This is a genomic window from Delftia acidovorans SPH-1 (genome assembly GCF_000018665.1).
GTDB classification, from domain to species: Bacteria; Pseudomonadota; Gammaproteobacteria; order Burkholderiales; family Burkholderiaceae_C; genus Comamonas; species Comamonas acidovorans.
In genome coordinates this window covers 6,439,105-6,454,470 of sequence record NC_010002.1, presented here as the reverse complement: position 1 = coordinate 6,454,470, position 15,366 = coordinate 6,439,105, and the positions used below count along the sequence as shown (strand labels likewise).

Genomic DNA, 15,366 nt, shown 5'->3' with positions numbered 1-15,366 from the left:
AGAAATTCATGCGGAAGATGAGTGTTCCCATAGGGAAGGAACTGAATCGATTGATATTTGAAATTGACAATGCCCTATCAATGCATTGATGTTGCTTATTGTTGATATTGATTCTTCATTCAAATACTACAGGATTGCTATTTTGAATATCCCTGAAATCAGTGATATTCAACTCAAACAGCGCGGCGCCGGGAAATCGATCACGCTGCGGATGATCTCGCGCATCTCCGTGATCAGCGGCCGGGCATCGTCGCGGCGCCATTGCACGGTGTAGGTCAGCGGGGCCAGCGCGCTGTGCTTTGCGGCCTCGGCGCTGCCGTCCAGCACGCGCAGGCGGCCGCGTTGCTGCAGGGCCAGGGCCCATTGCTCGGGCATGTAGGTGAAGCCCAGCCCGTCCACCACCATGCCCACCACGGCGCCCCAGCTGTTGCAGGAAAGGCGCCGCTCCACTGCCAGGCCGTGGCGGCCCAGCCAGTCGTCCAGCGTGCGCGTGGCGCCCGAGCCGGTGGGCAGGGCGATCAGCAGTTGCTCGCGCACCAGGCGCCGGGGCAGGCCGGTGCCGGCGCGGGCGATGAAGTCGTCGCTGGCGGCCCAGACGAAGCGCACCTGGGCGACCTGCTCGAAGGCCAGGCTGCTGCGCGAGGACGGCCCGGCGATGACCACGCAGTCCAGCTCGCCATCGACGATGCGCTGCTCCAGCACCTGGCCGATGTCGGTGTGGGGCTCCAGCTGCAGGTCGGGGTGCAGCTCGGCCACCCGCTGCACCAGCCGGGGCAGCCAGGTCAGGCCGCTGAGCTCGCCAAAGCCGATGCGGCAGCGGCCCTGCAGGCCCACGCTGCGGCCCGCCGCCTCGCGCAGCTGGGCGGCGCCGTGCAGCAGCTCGCGGATGCGCGGCAGCAACTGCTCGCCCTGGGGCGTGAGTTCGGCGGCGCGGCCGCTGCGGTCGAACAACTGCACGCCCAGCGAGGCCTCCAGCTCCGCAATGCGCTTGGACAGCGATGAGACCGACAGGTGCACGCGGTCGGCGGCCACGCTGAAGTTCAGGCAGGTGGCGGCCCAGTAGAAGGCTTCGAGCTGTTTGAGGGTCATGGCGACATTCTTCCAAAATCGAAATATCGATTCCTATTTATTTCGCTTTTCTTTGCAGGTTGGCCCTTCTACATTGGCCGGCAATGCCTGCCAACACCGTCCCCTCCACCACCGCCACCGCCACCGCTTCCGCAGCCGCTGCACCAGCCCCTGCCCGGCCGCCGCGCCGCCTGCGCCAGGTGCTGTCTCTCGATGATTTCGAGCGGCTGGCGCGGCGCCATCTGCCGCGCCCCATCCATGCCTACATCAGCGGCGCGGTGGAGGACAACGCCTCGCTGGCGGACAACCGCCGCGCCTTTGCCGAGCTGGCCTTCGTGCCGCGCGCGCTGGTGGGCGTGGCACAGCGCGACCCCTCCTTCGAGCTGTTCGGGCGCCGCTACGGCGCGCCCTTCGGCGTGGCGCCCATGGGCATTGCCGCGCTGTCGGCCTACCGAGGCGATCTGGTGCTGGCCCAGGCCGCACAGCAGGCGGGCGTGCCGGCCATCATGAGCGGCTCCTCGCTGATCCGGCTGGAGGAGGTGATGGCGGCCGCGCCCCATACATGGTTCCAGGCCTACCTGCCGGGCGACCAGGGCCAGATCGATGCGCTGCTGGACCGCGTGGCCGCCGCCGGCGTGCAGACCCTGGTGATCACGGTGGACACGCCCGTGGCCGCCAACCGCGAGAACAATGTGCGCGCCGGCTTTTCCACGCCGCTGCGGCCCGGGCCAAGCCTGGCCTGGCAGGGCATCAGCCACCCGCGCTGGCTGTTCGGCAGCTTTCTCAAGACCCTGTGGCGGCACGGCATGCCGCATTTCGAGAACAACTATGCGCACCGGGGCGCGCCCATCCTGTCGGCCAGCGTGATGCGCGATTTCTCGGACCGCTCCCACCTGGCCTGGCCGCATCTGGCTGCCATCCGCCAGCGCTGGCAGGGGCAACTGGTGGTCAAGGGCATTCTTTCGGCCGCAGACGCCGTGCTGGCGCGCGACCACGGGGCCGACGGCCTCATCGTCTCCAACCACGGCGGGCGCCAGCTCGACGGCGCCGTGGCACCGCTGCGCGTGCTGCCCGGCATCGTGCGCGCCGTGCCCGGCCTGCCCGTGATGCTGGACAGCGGCGTGCGCCGGGGCACCGACGTGCTCAAGGCCCTGGCCCTGGGCGCGCGCTGCGTGTTCGTGGGCCGGCCCTTCAACTACGCGGCCTCGGTGGCCGGGCCTGCGGGCGTGACCCACGCCATGGCCCTGCTGCGCGAGGAGGTGCTGCGCGACATGGCCATGCTGGGCGCCACGCGCCTGGACCAGGTCACGCCAGCCTGCGTGCGCCACGCGCAGGCCTGGGATGCGTTCTGAGCGGCAAGACAACGGTATCGACACAGACAACAGACACAGACACAGACGGAGACACAGCAGTGAGCAAGATTCCCGGATTCCATATCCACGCCCGGCCCGAGGCCGCCCTTGGCGATGCGCTGCTGCAGCGCTATCGCGGCTTTCCGGTCGCCAATGTCAGCGACGCCATGAGCCGCACCACGGGCACCTCGGCGCTGCGGCCCTTCCATCGCCGCCAGGGGCCGCTGGTGGGCCGTGCGCTGACCGTGCGCACGCGCCCCGGCGACAACCTGATGGTGCACCAGGCCATCGACATCTGCGGCCCCGGCGACGTGATCGTGGTGGACGCGGGCGGCGCCGGGCCCAACGCCATCATTGGCGAGATCATGCTGGCGCTGATGATGGCGCGCGGCGCGGCCGGCATCGTCATTGACGGGCTGATCCGCGACAGCGACACCATCGGCCAGCACGGCCTGCCCGTGTATGCGCGCGGCGTCTCGCACCGTGGCCCCTACAAGGACGGCCCCGGCGAGCTGCATGTGCCCGTCAGCATCGACGGCATGGTCGTCCGCCCGGGTGACCTGGTGCTGGGCGATGGCGACGGCCTGCTGGCCGTGCCCGCCGCCGAGGCCGCCGCCATTGCCGACCGCGTGGAGGCCATACAGCGCGATGAGGCCGACGTGCTCGCCGCCATTGCCGCAGGCCGCGCCGACCGCTCCTGGGTGGCGCGCACGCTGGCCGCCAAGGGGGTGCTGTGATGGAGCGCCGCGTTGTCCGCTTCGACTACTGGCTGGACGCGGCCTTTGACCGCATCGTCTCGGCCGCGCCCGGTGTGCAGCTGCTCACCTGCCGGCGCGAGGGCGACGATGCCGCCGCCTGGCAGGCCCTGGCTGGCGCCCAGGTCTACCAGATCACGGCCGCCAAGGACGAGCTGCCGCGCCACTGGTTCGCCACGGCGGACCTGCTGGCGCGCTGCCCCGATCTGCTGGCGGTATCTTCCAGCGGCTCGGGCTGCGACACCATCGACATCGAGGCCTGCACGCGCGCCGGCGTGGCCGTGATGAACCAGTCGGGCGGCAACGCGGATTCGGTGGCCGAGATGGCCATCGGGCTGATGCTGTCCGTGCTGCGCCGCATCAACGAATCCGACCGCCTGCTGCGCGCCCCGGGCCGGGGCTTCAGCCGGGAAGACGTCATGGGCCACGAGCTGCGCGGCCGCACCCTGGGCCTGGTGGGCGTGGGCGAGGCCGGCAGCCGCGTCGCGGCCCTGGGCCGGGCCTTCGGCATGCAGGTGATCGGCTGCGACCCGGCCTATGACGCGGCAGGCCTGGCGGCGCGCGGGGCCGAGGCCGTCGGCTTCGACGAACTGCTGCGCCGCTCGGACATCGTCTCCCTGCACTGCCCGCGCGATGCCTCCACGCTGGGGCTCATGGACGCCGCTGCCTTTGCGGCCATGAAGCCGGGCGCCGTCTTCGTGAGCACGGCGCGCGGCGGTATCCATGACGAGGCCGCCCTGCACGCCGCCCTGGCCAGCGGCCACCTGGCCGGCGCCGGGCTCGATGTCTGGGACCAGGAGCCGCCGCCCGCTTCCCATCCGCTGCTGGCCCTGCCCCAGGTGGTGGCCACCTTCCACACCGCCGGTGTCACGCACGAGGCCCGGCGCAACAACGCCGAGCTGGCCGCCACCCAGATCGTGCAACTGCTGGCCGACGGCCAGCGGCCCGCGCGCCTGGTCAATCCCGAGGTCTGGCCGCATGCGCGCGAGCGCATCGCCAGGGCCTTGGACCCGTCCCGTTCCCCGTCCTTTTCCCCATCCCGTTAGCCGCTTCCTTCACCATGACTAAAAAGCCTCTCAGACCACTGCAAGAGGCGACCCAGGAGACAAAGATGACACCGCAAGCAAGGCGCGCATTGTGCGCAGGCCTGGCCGCCGCCTGCATGGCGCTGCCGGCCCTGGCCCAGGCCCAGGCGCAGAGCGAGGCTCCCTATCCCTCGCGCAACATCGAGATGATCGTGGCCTACGGGCCCGGCGGCGGCACCGACCTGGTGGCGCGGCTGCTGGCCCGCCATCTGGAAAAGAAGCTGGGCGGCAGCGTGGTCGTGCTCAACCGCCCCGGCGCGGGCGGAGGCATCGGCTTTGGCGAACTGGCGCGGGCCAAGCCGGATGGCTACACCATCGGCTTCATCAACACGCCCAACGTGCTGACCATTCCCATCGAGCGCAAGAGCAGCTTCCACTGGAGCCAGTACGACCTGCTGGGCAACCTGGTGGACGACCCTGGCGGCTTTGCCATCCACAACAGCAACGCCATCACCACGCTGGCCGGCCTGGCCGCCTACGCCCGGGCCAACCCCGGTGCCGTGACCGTGGGCACCACGGGCACGGGCTCGGACGACCACCTGGCCATGCTGCTGTTCGCCAAGGCCACCGGCACGCAGCTCACCCATGTGCCCTACAAGGGCGCGGGCGAGGTGCGCGCCGCCGCCACGGGCCAGCAGATCACCATCGGCGCCATCAACGTGGGCGAGGTGCTGGCCTACCAGAAGGGCGGCACTCCCATCCGCCTGCTGGGCCAGATGTCGGCCGCGCGCAGCTCGCTGGCGCCGCAGGTGCCTACGTTCAAGGAGCAGGGCATCGATATCGAGCTGGCCTCCCTGCGCGGCCTGGCCGCGCCCAAGGGCTTGCCCGAAGGCGTGCGCAAAAAGCTGGTCGATGCCGTGGCCGCCATCGCGGCCGACCCGCAGTTCAGGCAGCAGGCCGAGGCCATGTACGCGCCGCTGCGCTACCTGGCGCCGCCCGCCTACGCGGCCGAGCTGGAGCGCACCGAGGCCGGCTTTCGCAAGCTCTGGACCGAGATGCCCTGGCAGGACGGCAAGCCCTGAAGGCCATGCCCATGCCAACCTTTGAATTCACAAGGACGACCGCCATGCACTGTCTGCCGCGCCGCAGCCTGGCTGCGCTGGCCCTGTGCGCCCTGGCCCTGCCGGCTCTGGCGCAAGGCCCCATCACCCTCATCGTGGGCTGGCCTGCGGGCGGCCCCTCCGACAACGTGGCACGGCTGGCGGCCACGCGCATGAGCGAGGCCCTCGGCCAGCCCATCACCATCGACAACCGGGCCGGCGCGGGCGGCAACCTGGGCAGTGACGCGGCGGCCCGCGCAAGGCCCGATGGCAACACCATCATGCTGGCCACCGTGGCCTCGCACGGCCTGAACTCCGCTCTCTACGCCAGGCTGAACCACGATCCGCTCAAGGACTTCGCGCCCATCGGCATGATCACCACCTCGCCCAGCGTGCTGCTGGTGCCCGTGGCCTCGCCGCTGCGCTCGGTCAACGATCTGCTGGAGGCGGCGCGTGCCAGGCCGGGCCAGCTCAACTACGGCTCGGGCGGCGTGGGCTCCAGCCAGCACCTGGCGGGCGCCAGCTTCAAGCAGCTCACGGGCGTGGATGTCACCCACATCCCCTACAAGGGCACGGCCCCGGCCATGACCGACCTGATGGCGGGCCGCGTGGACTTCGTGCTCACCACGGGCGCCATCCCCTTCATCCGCTCGGGCAAGCTGCGCGCCCTGGCAGTGGCCTCGCGCCAGCGCCTGCCGGCCCTGCCCGATGTGCCAACGTTCGAGGAAGCGGGCGTCAAGGGCTTCTACACCGACTCCTGGTACGGGCTGGTTGCCCCGGCCGGCACGCCGCGCGCGGCGCTGGAGCGCCTGAACGGCGCACTGGCCACGGCGCTGCGCAATCCCGAGGTGCAAAAGCAGTTCATCGACCAAGGCTCGCTGCCCGTCAAGCCCATGGGCGTGGACGCGTTCTGGCGCTTCGTGCGCGAGCAGATGCCCGTGGCGGCCGAGCAGGTGCGGGTGTCGGGGGCCAGAGCCGAGTGAGCGCAGCCGGGTGCGGCAGTGCAGGATCGGCGCGGGGGCGACTGCACAGCCGCAATGCAGCCAGCGTGTCACTGGCAGGTCACTGGCAGGTCACTGGTAGTTGAGCGTGAAGGTGGCCCGTCCGTTGGCCAAGCCTGTTGTGACGGAGGGCTGGGTCTGGACATAGCGCGCCGTCAATGGAATCACGTGGTTGCTGGTGTTTGGGGTGATGATGCCCGCCTGCCACTGGTTGGGATTGCCGAAGTTGGCGGAGTCCTCGCCGTAGCTGATGACCTTGTCGCTGCTGCGGATCTGGATGCCGATGCCGGCAGCCCCTCCGGTCACCGTCAGCACATCGGAGCGGTTGGCGGCATCGTTGGCATCCGTGAGCGTGACGAACGGGCGCAGGGTGGAATTGGCTTCGCCCCCGGTGCAGATCAGTTCCAGATCGAATGACTGGGGCGCGGAGGTAGCGCCTATCCCGTTGAACTGTGACCTGTTGACTCGCTGCAGTTTCACGGCGATGTTGCTCGTCTTCACCCGGCAACTGGCGCCTGTGCGCACCACGGTGCTGCCGGCCGCCATCACGATCCAGCTATTGCAAAGGCTATTGCAGTCAAACCGGGCGGATGCATAGCTGCTGACGCTGAAAGTGCCCGATTGAACGGCGCCTGTCTTGATGAGTTGCATCCATATGGTTTGCTCATGTACATCATCCTTTTGCCATCCCGTGGCTCCTGCATTGTTGGACGTAGTGGTGATGGACATGGTTTTGCCATTGGGGAAATTCCTGGCTTTCCATATGGCACGCCAACGGATTCCTATTCCGCGCAAAGATGTGGAGTAGATATCGCCGTCCAGCGTAGTGGCGTTCATGATTTGGGGCCATATTTCTGAAGATGGCCCCGAAAGCACACTGTAGGAAATTGTGTCGAGGGTGGATTTGACCATGGGCGAGTCCCATAGCACTGATCCATTCATGATATTTCCTGCGGGAACGTTGATGCTTTCCGGTAATTGGATGATGGATGCTGCCGGGGTAAACATGCCTCCATAAATGGAGCTTACAGAAAAGCAAAGCGTTGCCGGAATGAGAAAATATCTGATTTTTTTCATATGAATGAAACCGGAAACGATGCAGGAGAGTTTGATGGGCGTGCTCCAAAGTCTATTCCTATGATTGATGAAAATCCATAGGATCATTCTGATATTGGCAATGCTTTTTCATGACTCCAATGCCGTGTTCCGTCCGCTGCTGTTGCGCGGCATTGCCACCGGGTCCGGCCTGCGGCAAACCTGGCGCAAGCGGCGTCAACGACGTGGGCGGCCGCCTGGGCACGGCCGCCTGGGCACGGCCACCACGGGCGACGCCTTTGCAAGACGCCTGGGCTGAGCCCGTGGCTCAACCCCGCCTGCGCGCCGCCAGCCCCTGCACCACGGCCGCCAGCCGGTCGATTTCCTCGGTGGTGTTGTAGAAGGCCAGCGAGGGCCGCACCGTGGTCTCCACGCCGAAGCGCCTGAGGATGGGCTGGGCGCAGTGGTGGCCGGTGCGCACGGCGATGCCTTCGGCGTTGAGCGCCTCGCCCACCTCGGCCGTGGTCCAGCCCTTGAGCACGAAGGACAGCACGCTGGCCTTGTCGGCCGCCGTGCCGATCAGGCGCAGGCCGGGGATGGGCGCCAGCGCCTGCGTGCCGTACTGCAGCAGATCGTGCTCGTAGCGCGCGATGCGCTCCATGCCCAGGGCCTGCACGTAGTCGATGGCGGCGCCCAGGCCCACGGCGTCGGCAATGTTGCCGGTGCCGGCCTCGAAGGTGTTGGGCAGGGGCTGGTAGACGGTTTTCTCGAAGGTCACGTCGGCGATCATGTTGCCGCCGCCCTGCCAGGGCGGCATGTCCTCCAGCACCTCGCGCCGTCCCCAGACCACGCCGATGCCCGTGGGGCCGAAGACCTTGTGGCCCGAGAACACGAAGAAGTCCGCACCGATGGCCTGCACGTCCACGGCCATGTGCGAGACCGACTGCGCGCCATCGACCAGAGCCCGGGCGCCCGCCTGGTGGGCCAGCTCCACGATCTGCCGCACGGGCACGACCGTGCCCAGCGCGTTGGAGACCTGGGTGACGGAGACGATCTTGGTGCGCGGGTTCAGCAGCCTGCGGTATTCATCGATGAGCACCTGGCCCGAGTCGTCCACCGGGATCACGCGGATCTTCGCGCCCTTGGCGGCCGCCAGCTGCTGCCAGGGCACGATGTTGGCGTGGTGCTCCAGGTGGGAGACGATGATCTCGTCGCCCTCGCCCACATGCTGCCAGCCCCAGCTCTTGGCCACCAGGTTGATGGCCTCGGTGGTGCCGCGCACGAAGATGACCTCGTTCACGTCGGGCGCGTTGATGAAGCGGCGCACGCGCTCGCGCGCGCCCTCGTAGGCGTCGGTGGCGCGCGCGGCCAGTTCATGGGCTGCGCGGTGGATGTTGGAGTTCTCGTGTTCGTAGAAGTGGCGGATGCGCTCTATCACCGCGCGCGGCTTGTGCGTGGTGGCCGCGTTGTCCAGCCAGGCCAGCGGACGGCCGTTGACGCGCTCGGACAGGATGGGAAAGTCCCGGCGCACGGCATGCACGTCGAAGGGCGCCTGCACGCCGGCCGTGCCATGCCTTGCCCCGTGCGAAGCCTGCTGGCGCTGCAGCGGATGGGCCGGCGTGGTGTAGCCGGCGGGCAGCACCACGGGATCGACAAAGTAAAAGCGCGGCTCGGCCGAAGGCACGGTGGACGCAATGCCGGGCCCTTCGGTGGGAACGCCGATGCGCGGCACGGCGGGTGCCGCAGATGCAGCAGGTGTCGCAGGTGCAGCAGGTGCCGTGAACGGGAGCGCGGCCAGCGCATCCAGCGGATCGCCCTGGCGCTGGGGCACGCCCAGCACCTGCGATCCCAGGCGCGGCTCGTAGGCGGGCAGGGCGCTCACGACATGGTCGGGCACGCCGTTGCCGGCCTGGGCATGGGGCAGCAGCGCGGGCGCGCGGTGGGCCAACGAGGCCAGCGGCGCGGGCGAGGCCGGCAGCAGGTTGCTGCCCGGCGCCAGGCCCTGCGGGATGGGCGTGCCCGGCACGCCGGGGCCCAGGCCTGCCGGGCTGGCCAGCGGCGAGCCCGGGGGCGCCACGTTCACGGGTGCCTGCACGCCAGCAGGCAGGCCGGGAAGACCCGGAAGACCCGGAAGACCCGGCAGGGCAGGAGCCGATCCCGGTGCGGCGGAGAACAGGGCGTTGGCCATGCGCGCCAGCGCCTCGGGGTCGAAGGGCGCCTGGGGCGCCACGGAGGTGATTGCAGACACGGTCAACGCCCGGCCTCTTTACTTGTAGGTGTCGGGATAGTCGTGGTACTTGCCGATCTCGACATCGTCGAGCACGGCCAGCGCGTCGGGCGTGAGCACGGCCAGCGAGCAGTACAGCGAGATCAGGTAGGACGCGATGGCATGGTTGTTGATGCCCATGAAGCGCACCGACAGGCCCGGGCTCTGCTCGCCCGGCAGGCCGGGCTGGTACAGGCCGACCACGCCCTGGCGCTTGTCGCCCACGCGCAGCAGAAGGATCTTGCTCTTGCCATCGGCCACGGGCACCTTGTCCGAGGGGATCAGCGGAATGCCGCGCCAGGTGATGAACTGCGAGCCGAACAGGCTGACCGTGGGCGGCGGCGTGCCGCGGCGCGTGGCCTCGCGGCCGAAGGCGGCAATGGCCAGCGGATGGGTCAGGAAGAAGGCGGGCTCCTTCCAGACCTTGGTCAGCAGCTCGTCCAGGTCGTCGGGCGTGGGCGCGCCGGTCAGCGGGAAGATGCGCTGCTCGTCCGTGACCTGGGCCAGCAGGCCGTAGTCGGGGTTGTTGATGAGCTCGCTTTCCTGGTTCTCCTTGATGGTCTCGATGGTCAGGCGCAGCTGTTCCTTGATCTGGTCATGCGGGCTGCTGTAGAGGTCGGAGATGCGCGTGTGCACATCCAGGATGGTGGAGACGGCGTTGAGGAAGTACTCGCGCGGCTGCTCCTCGTAGTCCACATAGGTGCGCGGCAGCTGGTTGTCTTCCTGCTTGGCCGTGCAGGTGACCTTGATGGCCTCCGGGTTCTTGACGCGGTTGAGGCGGTAGATGCCCGCCTCCACCGGCGACCATTGCAGCAGGTACGTCAGCCAGCGCGGGCTGATGGTCGAAAGCTGGGGAACGGTTTTGGTTGCGTTGGCCAGTTGCCGCGCGGCGTTGTCGCCTAGCGCGGTCGTGCCGCCCACTGTTGCCGACATGTGCAGACTCCGTGATCAGTTCAGGAAAAAGGGAAGGGGAAGGAGGGAAAACAGGGCCAGTGTCCCGGCCCGCGCACATGTCTTCAACATGCTATAGCCGCCAAGCGCAGGCCGCGCACCAGCTGGTCGTGGGCCACGGTTTCGCCGCGCATCACCAGGGCCGAGGGCTGCACGCCCAGCGAGACGGCCAGCTTCTCCACGGTCAGCAGCGAGGCGATGACGCGGCCGCGCTCTATCTCTCCCACGTAGGAGCGGTTCAGGTCCGAGTGCTCGGCCAGCCGCTCCTGCGACCAGCCATGGGCCTCGCGCGCCTGGCGCACGGCAATGCCGAAGCTGGTGACAAGACGGGTGCTCATAGGGCCACCTCCCGGGGCTGCTGCGCGTGCTCGCGCGCATGGGCCTGGGTGACGTGGGCGCCGGGCGGCACGTCCTCGGTCACCCAGACATTGCCGCCGATGACGGCGCCGCGCCCCAGCGTGACGCGGCCCAGGATGGTGGCGCCCGCGTAGATGACCACGTCGTCCTCCACCACCGGATGGCGCGCCAGGCCCTTGCGCAGGTGGCCGTGCTCATCGGTGGGAAAGCGCTTGGCGCCCAGGGTGACGGCCTGGTACAGCCGCACGCGCTCGCCGATCACCGCGGTCTCGCCGATCACCACGCCCGTGCCGTGGTCCATGAAAAAGCCCCGCCCGATCTTCGCGCCCGGGTGGATGTCGATGCCCGTCTGCGCATGCGACAGCTCGGCCACGATGCGCGCCAGCAGCGGCTGCTCCAGCAGGTACAGCTGGTGGGCCAGGCGGTGGTGGATCATGGCCAGCACGCCCGGATAGCACAGCAGCACCTCGTCCACGCTGCGCGCGGCGGGATCGCCGTGGAAGGCGGCCAGCACATCGCTGTCTAGCAGGCGGCGGATCTGGGGCAGGGACTCGGCAAAGGCGCGTGCGATGTCCAGCGCCATGGCGTCGGCGCCCGCTGCCGTGTGGGGCGCGGACAGCCGCAGCTCCAGCCGTATCTGGCCCAGCAGCGCATGCAGGGCCGAGTCCAGCTGGTGGGCCACGAAGATGTCCTCGCTTTCCTGGCGCAGGTCGTGCGGGCCCAGGCGCATGGGAAACAGGGCTGCCTTGAGCTGGTCGATGAGGGTGGAAAGCGCGTCGCGCGAGGGAAACTCGCGCGCCCCGGGCTCCTGGGTGCGGCCGTGCGCCTCGCGCCATTCGCGGCGCGCCGCATGCAGGTTCTGGGTGAGTCCGGCAATGTCGAAACTGGCCATCTGCGTGCTCCTTCAGTCTTGAATCCAGGGCAGGCCGTGGAAGCGCCAGCCGTCGTTTTTGCCGCGCTGCTGCCGCGCGTCGATCTCGCCCTCGAAGCCTTCGAGCACGTTGAACACATGGGCGAACCCGGCCTGGGCGGCCGCCTGGGCCGCCAGCACCGAGCGCTTGCCGCTGCGGCACAGCAGCAGGGCCACGGCCTCCTTGCCGCCGTGCGGGGCCAGGCGCGCTTCCAGCTCGCGGGCAAAGCGCGGGTTGCGCGTCAGCGCCGTGCCCGTGGCCCAGGGCACGTGCAGGGTGCCGGGCACCTGGCCGACGAACTTGCGTTCCTCGGCCGTGCGCACATCGACCAGCACGGCCTGGCCGGCCTGCACCAGCGCCCAGGCCACGGGCGGGCGCACGCCGCCTGCGTGGCCCAGCCCCTGTGCGCGGGCGTGTTCCTGCGCCTCTTCCAGAGCCTGGGGCAAGGCGGTTTCCAAAGTGAGGGCTGTCATGTCGTCGTCCTTGCGGAGAATTCGCGGGTTGGTGGCTATAGGCACCAATCTAAGAACTTCGCGGCAAGCCACCAACGAACAAGAGCGGCGTTTGATAGAAGCAAAACGTCTATGAAGGCGCCGCGCGGCGCCATGCCCGGTTCTGGCGATCAGGCCGTCAGCAGCCGCTGCAGCATCCACAGGTTCAGCGACACCACCAGGGCCGCGCAGCCCCACAGCACCGCCGACATCCTTGGGCCAAAGGCCAGCTCGCCCAGCGTCTTGCGCCGCGTGGTGAACAACAGCAGCGGCACGATGGCAAACGGCAATTGCAGGCTCAGCACCACCTGGCTGAACACCAGCAGGGCGCTGGCGCCGGTGCTGCCATACCAGGCGGTGGCCACCACGGCGGGCACGATGGCGATGCAGCGCGTCAGCAGGGCGCGCAGCGCGGGCGACAGGCGGATCTGCAGGAAGCCTTCCATCACGATCTGCCCGGCCAGCGTGCCCGTGACCGAAGAACTCAGCCCCGAGGCCAGCAGCGCCACGCCGAACACCGCGCTGGCGATGCCCACGCCCAGCAGCGGGGACAGCAGGTGGTAGGCGTCCGACAGCTCGGTCACCGGCGCCTGGCCGGGCCGGTTGAACGCACCGGCCGCCACCACCAAAATGGCGGCGTTCACGAACAGCGCCAGCCCCAGCGCCACCGTGGAGTCCAGCGTGGCCAGGCGGATGGCCTGGCGCGTGCCCTGGGGCGTGGTGTCATGCCGGCGTGTCTGCACGATGGACGAATGCAGGTACAGGTTGTGCGGCATCACCGTGGCCCCCACGATGCCCACGGCCAGGTACAGCATCTGCGGATTGGCCACGATCTCCATGCCCGGCAGCAGGCCGCGCAGCACGGCCGCCACGGGCGGCTGCAGCCACACCAGCTGGGCGGCAAAGCACAGGCCGATCACGGCCACCAGGGCGATCACCACCGACTCCAGGCAGCGAAAGCCCCGGCTTTGCAGGGCCAGGATCAGCATCACATCCACCACCGTGATGCACACCCCGGCCACCAGCGGCAGGCCGAACAGCAGGTTCAGGCCGATGGCCATGCCCAGCACCTCGGCCAGATTGCAGGCCACGATGGCGATCTCGCAGAAGAACCACAGCACCAGATTGATGCGCGGGGAAAACTGCGCGCGGCAGGCCTGGGCCAGGTCCCGCCCGCTGGCCAGGCCCAGGCGCACGGCCGCCGCCTGGAACAGCATGGCCATCAGGTTGGAGGCAAAGATCACCGCCAGCAGCGAGTAGCCGAACTGCGAGCCGCCCGCGATGGAGGTGGCCCAGTTGCCAGGGTCCATGTAGCCCACGGCTACCATGTAGCCGGGCCCGGCAAACGCCAGCACGCGGCGCGCGTTGTCCGAGCGGCTGTCGCCGCGCGGCACGGCGATGCTGCGATGCACCTGCGGCAGGCTGGGCGTGCCCGCGTGGCCGTGGTCCGGCTCGATGGCGCCGAAGCGGCCCTGTTCGGCCGCAAGCACGGTGTCGTTCATGGGGGCCTTTCCGCCGGCGGGGGGCACGCGGTTGCAGGGGGATGCCTATCGGGCGGTTGGCACCACGCCGCTGGCGGGCGCAATGGCTGCGGCGGCGGGTGCGGCATCAGTGCCTGCGCCGCGCCACAGCGCCACGAGATCTCCGGTCAAGATGACCGCGCCGGCCAGCAGAATCAGGCTGCCCACGCAGCGGCGCGCCACGGTGGCAGGTTTCAGGCGCCGCGGCGTGCGGCCCGGCGTGCTGGCCGGCGTGCGGGGGGCGGATGAGGAAGGCAGAAGGGACATCATGGCAACTCCTTGGCAGGGGAACGCTTGTCTCGGGCCAGCCCCGGGGAAGCCCGCCTGCCCCGGCCGGCGCGGGGCAGGCGGGCGGTCCGCGTCAGGCGTAGGCGCTGCTCATCACCAGCGAGCCATTCACGCCGGCCGGGAAGAACCCGCCCTTGGTCGCCGTGTCCTTGGTCAGGTACACGATGTTCAGCACGTCGCCCGGCGAGCGGCTGAAAGCGATGCCGTTGGAATCCAGCGGCACGATGTTGGACGTGGTGGCGTCCCCCGTGATGCCCTGGTCCACGTCGGTGGAGCCATCCAGGCTGTCGCGCGCATCCGAGATGGCGCCGGCCGCCGTGCGCAGCGCGGGCGTGGCCAGGCCCTTGGCGTACAGCACCGTGCGCACCAGACCTGCGTGGTAGGCCTCGGCGGCCAGGATGCCGGCGGCTGCCTCCAGATAGGTCTTGTTGGTGATCAGCGGCGATGCGCCCTTGTAGGCGGTGACGCCCACGTCCTCGAAGATGAAGGCCCCCAGCAGGAAGTTCTCGTCACTCGCATAGGGATCGAAGGCCGTGCCCGCGCCCACCAGCCCGGCCGCTCGCGCCGCCACCGAGAAGGCGCCGTTCGGGTCGGTTCCGCCGATGTCGATCTGCGGCTGCGCCACCGCGGCCGAGCCCAGCGCCGCTCGCAGGAATGCCACGTGGGCGATCTCGTCCTGGGCGATCTCCTTGGCGTACTGCGCCACCACGGGGTCCTTGAAGGCCACGGCACGGCCGCCCGTGATGGCGCCCTGCGTGCCCACGCCCGACTGCAGGTTGGCGGGCAGGCCGGTGCCGAACACCGCGTAGTGATAGAACTGCGACTCCAGATACTCCAGGTTGAGGGCGAAGTTCAGGATCTCCGCATCCGTGGGCCCGTTGGCCTGCGCATTCGCATCGCCCCCGCCGCCGCCGCAGGCGGACAGGATCACCCCGCCCGCCATGCCCACGGCCACGCCGCTGGTCTTGCGGAAGAACTGGCGCCTGTCCTCCAGCTTCTTGGCACGTTTTTGCAAAACCCCGATCAACACTGATTCGTCAGACATGATGGTTCCTCTCGGTTCGCGGCAGGCGCGAACGGTCAACGTGAAGAATGCGCCTCCGGCCGAAAGCACACGGGTGTGGCGAAAGCGCGTTCCACTGAAGAGGTGGCCACCTGCTCCAGGGGAATGGGATGCGTCCCCGCTATCCGGCAGTACGCAGGCCGCGCAGGTCTGGATGTGCCGCAATTGAAAGTGGTTGTAACT

Annotated in this window: 15 protein-coding genes; 5 read left to right on the top strand and 10 right to left on the bottom strand. The window is 68.9% G+C overall.

All coding sequences use genetic code 11. The features are described 5' to 3' along the window. Nucleotides 1-168 precede the first annotated feature (168 nt). Nucleotides 169-1,089, bottom strand: coding sequence for a LysR family transcriptional regulator (locus DACI_RS29315; RefSeq protein WP_012207596.1), 921 nt, complete (start codon nt 1,087-1,089; stop codon nt 169-171). A gap of 83 nt (nt 1,090-1,172) precedes the next feature. Here DACI_RS29315 and DACI_RS29310 point away from each other — a divergent pair, with 83 nt between their 5' ends. The 5 genes from DACI_RS29310 to DACI_RS29290 all read left to right on the top strand — a co-directional run bounded on the left by DACI_RS29310 (nt 1,173) and on the right by DACI_RS29290 (nt 6,283). Further along, complete coding sequence (locus DACI_RS29310) at nt 1,173-2,420, top strand: alpha-hydroxy acid oxidase (RefSeq protein WP_012207595.1); 1,248 nt, start codon at nt 1,173-1,175, stop codon at nt 2,418-2,420. Nucleotides 2,421-2,479: 59 nt separating this feature from the next. Next, nucleotides 2,480-3,157, top strand: coding sequence for an RraA family protein (locus DACI_RS29305; RefSeq protein ID WP_012207594.1), 678 nt, complete (start codon nt 2,480-2,482; stop codon nt 3,155-3,157). After that, complete coding sequence (locus DACI_RS29300; protein WP_012207593.1) at nt 3,157-4,221, top strand: hydroxyacid dehydrogenase; 1,065 nt, start codon at nt 3,157-3,159, stop codon at nt 4,219-4,221. Before DACI_RS29305 ends, DACI_RS29300 begins: the two co-directional genes overlap by 1 nt. Nucleotides 4,222-4,286: 65 nt before the next feature. Then, entirely contained in the window at nt 4,287-5,282 is a 996-nt protein-coding gene (locus DACI_RS29295) for a tripartite tricarboxylate transporter substrate binding protein (protein ID WP_012207592.1), read from the top strand. A 44-nt stretch (nt 5,283-5,326) separates the two neighbouring features. Further along, a complete protein-coding gene (locus tag DACI_RS29290; RefSeq protein ID WP_012207591.1) occupies nt 5,327-6,283 on the top strand; it encodes a Bug family tripartite tricarboxylate transporter substrate binding protein in 957 nt (318 codons plus the stop codon). 90 nt (nt 6,284-6,373) lie between these two features. Here DACI_RS29290 and DACI_RS29285 read toward each other — a convergent pair whose 3' ends face one another. From DACI_RS29285 to DACI_RS29245, 9 genes are all read right to left on the bottom strand, one after another. Continuing rightward, on the bottom strand, nt 6,374-7,378 hold the full coding sequence (locus DACI_RS29285) for a fimbrial protein (protein WP_157059710.1): 1,005 nt from the start codon (nt 7,376-7,378) through the stop codon (nt 6,374-6,376). Between the two features lie 286 nt (nt 7,379-7,664). Then, the gene (locus DACI_RS29280) at nt 7,665-9,590 is read right to left on the bottom strand and encodes a family 2A encapsulin nanocompartment cargo protein cysteine desulfurase (RefSeq protein ID WP_012207589.1); all 1,926 of its coding nucleotides are present in this window, start codon (nt 9,588-9,590) and stop codon (nt 7,665-7,667) included. A 12-nt stretch (nt 9,591-9,602) separates the two neighbouring features. Next, nucleotides 9,603-10,535, bottom strand: coding sequence for a family 2A encapsulin nanocompartment shell protein (locus tag DACI_RS29275; RefSeq protein ID WP_012207588.1), 933 nt, complete (start codon nt 10,533-10,535; stop codon nt 9,603-9,605). 83 nt (nt 10,536-10,618) lie between these two features. Continuing rightward, entirely contained in the window at nt 10,619-10,891 is a 273-nt protein-coding gene (locus DACI_RS29270) for a helix-turn-helix domain-containing protein (protein ID WP_012207587.1), read from the bottom strand. After that, the gene (gene epsC / locus DACI_RS29265; protein WP_012207586.1) at nt 10,888-11,802 is read right to left on the bottom strand and encodes a serine O-acetyltransferase EpsC; all 915 of its coding nucleotides are present in this window, start codon (nt 11,800-11,802) and stop codon (nt 10,888-10,890) included. Before epsC ends, DACI_RS29270 begins: the two co-directional genes overlap by 4 nt. Nucleotides 11,803-11,814: 12 nt before the next feature. Next, nucleotides 11,815-12,294 carry a rhodanese-like domain-containing protein gene (locus DACI_RS29260; protein ID WP_012207585.1) on the bottom strand — a complete coding sequence of 160 codons (480 nt, stop codon included), beginning with the start codon at nt 12,292-12,294 and terminating at the stop codon, nt 11,815-11,817. A gap of 149 nt (nt 12,295-12,443) precedes the next feature. Then, nucleotides 12,444-13,814, bottom strand: coding sequence for an Nramp family divalent metal transporter (locus DACI_RS29255; protein WP_012207584.1), 1,371 nt, complete (start codon nt 13,812-13,814; stop codon nt 12,444-12,446). Nucleotides 13,815-13,859: 45 nt separating this feature from the next. Next, the gene (locus tag DACI_RS29250; RefSeq protein ID WP_043782950.1) at nt 13,860-14,102 is read right to left on the bottom strand and encodes a hypothetical protein; all 243 of its coding nucleotides are present in this window, start codon (nt 14,100-14,102) and stop codon (nt 13,860-13,862) included. A 91-nt stretch (nt 14,103-14,193) separates the two neighbouring features. Continuing rightward, nucleotides 14,194-15,165 carry a ferritin-like domain-containing protein gene (locus tag DACI_RS29245; protein ID WP_012207582.1) on the bottom strand — a complete coding sequence of 324 codons (972 nt, stop codon included), beginning with the start codon at nt 15,163-15,165 and terminating at the stop codon, nt 14,194-14,196. Between the last annotated feature and the right edge of the window lie 201 nt (nt 15,166-15,366).

What these genes read in the sequence shown, in the direction of transcription:
- DACI_RS29270 (WP_012207587.1), bottom strand. Translation starts at nt 10,891, where the DNA reads ATGAGCACCCGTCTTGTCACCAGCTTCGGCATTGCCGTGCGCCAGGCG.
- DACI_RS29315 (WP_012207596.1), bottom strand. Translation starts at nt 1,089, where the DNA reads ATGACCCTCAAACAGCTCGAAGCCTTCTACTGGGCCGCCACCTGCCTG.
- DACI_RS29285 (WP_157059710.1), bottom strand. Translation starts at nt 7,378, where the DNA reads ATGAAAAAAATCAGATATTTTCTCATTCCGGCAACGCTTTGCTTTTCT.
- DACI_RS29310 (WP_012207595.1), top strand. Translation starts at nt 1,173, where the DNA reads ATGCCTGCCAACACCGTCCCCTCCACCACCGCCACCGCCACCGCTTCC.
- DACI_RS29290 (WP_012207591.1), top strand. Translation starts at nt 5,327, where the DNA reads ATGCACTGTCTGCCGCGCCGCAGCCTGGCTGCGCTGGCCCTGTGCGCC.
- DACI_RS29275 (WP_012207588.1), bottom strand. Translation starts at nt 10,535, where the DNA reads ATGTCGGCAACAGTGGGCGGCACGACCGCGCTAGGCGACAACGCCGCG.
- DACI_RS29250 (WP_043782950.1), bottom strand. Translation starts at nt 14,102, where the DNA reads ATGATGTCCCTTCTGCCTTCCTCATCCGCCCCCCGCACGCCGGCCAGC.
- DACI_RS29245 (WP_012207582.1), bottom strand. Translation starts at nt 15,165, where the DNA reads ATGTCTGACGAATCAGTGTTGATCGGGGTTTTGCAAAAACGTGCCAAG.
- DACI_RS29300 (WP_012207593.1), top strand. Translation starts at nt 3,157, where the DNA reads ATGGAGCGCCGCGTTGTCCGCTTCGACTACTGGCTGGACGCGGCCTTT.
- DACI_RS29260 (WP_012207585.1), bottom strand. Translation starts at nt 12,294, where the DNA reads ATGACAGCCCTCACTTTGGAAACCGCCTTGCCCCAGGCTCTGGAAGAG.
- DACI_RS29295 (WP_012207592.1), top strand. Translation starts at nt 4,287, where the DNA reads ATGACACCGCAAGCAAGGCGCGCATTGTGCGCAGGCCTGGCCGCCGCC.
- epsC (WP_012207586.1), bottom strand. Translation starts at nt 11,802, where the DNA reads ATGGCCAGTTTCGACATTGCCGGACTCACCCAGAACCTGCATGCGGCG.
- DACI_RS29255 (WP_012207584.1), bottom strand. Translation starts at nt 13,814, where the DNA reads ATGAACGACACCGTGCTTGCGGCCGAACAGGGCCGCTTCGGCGCCATC.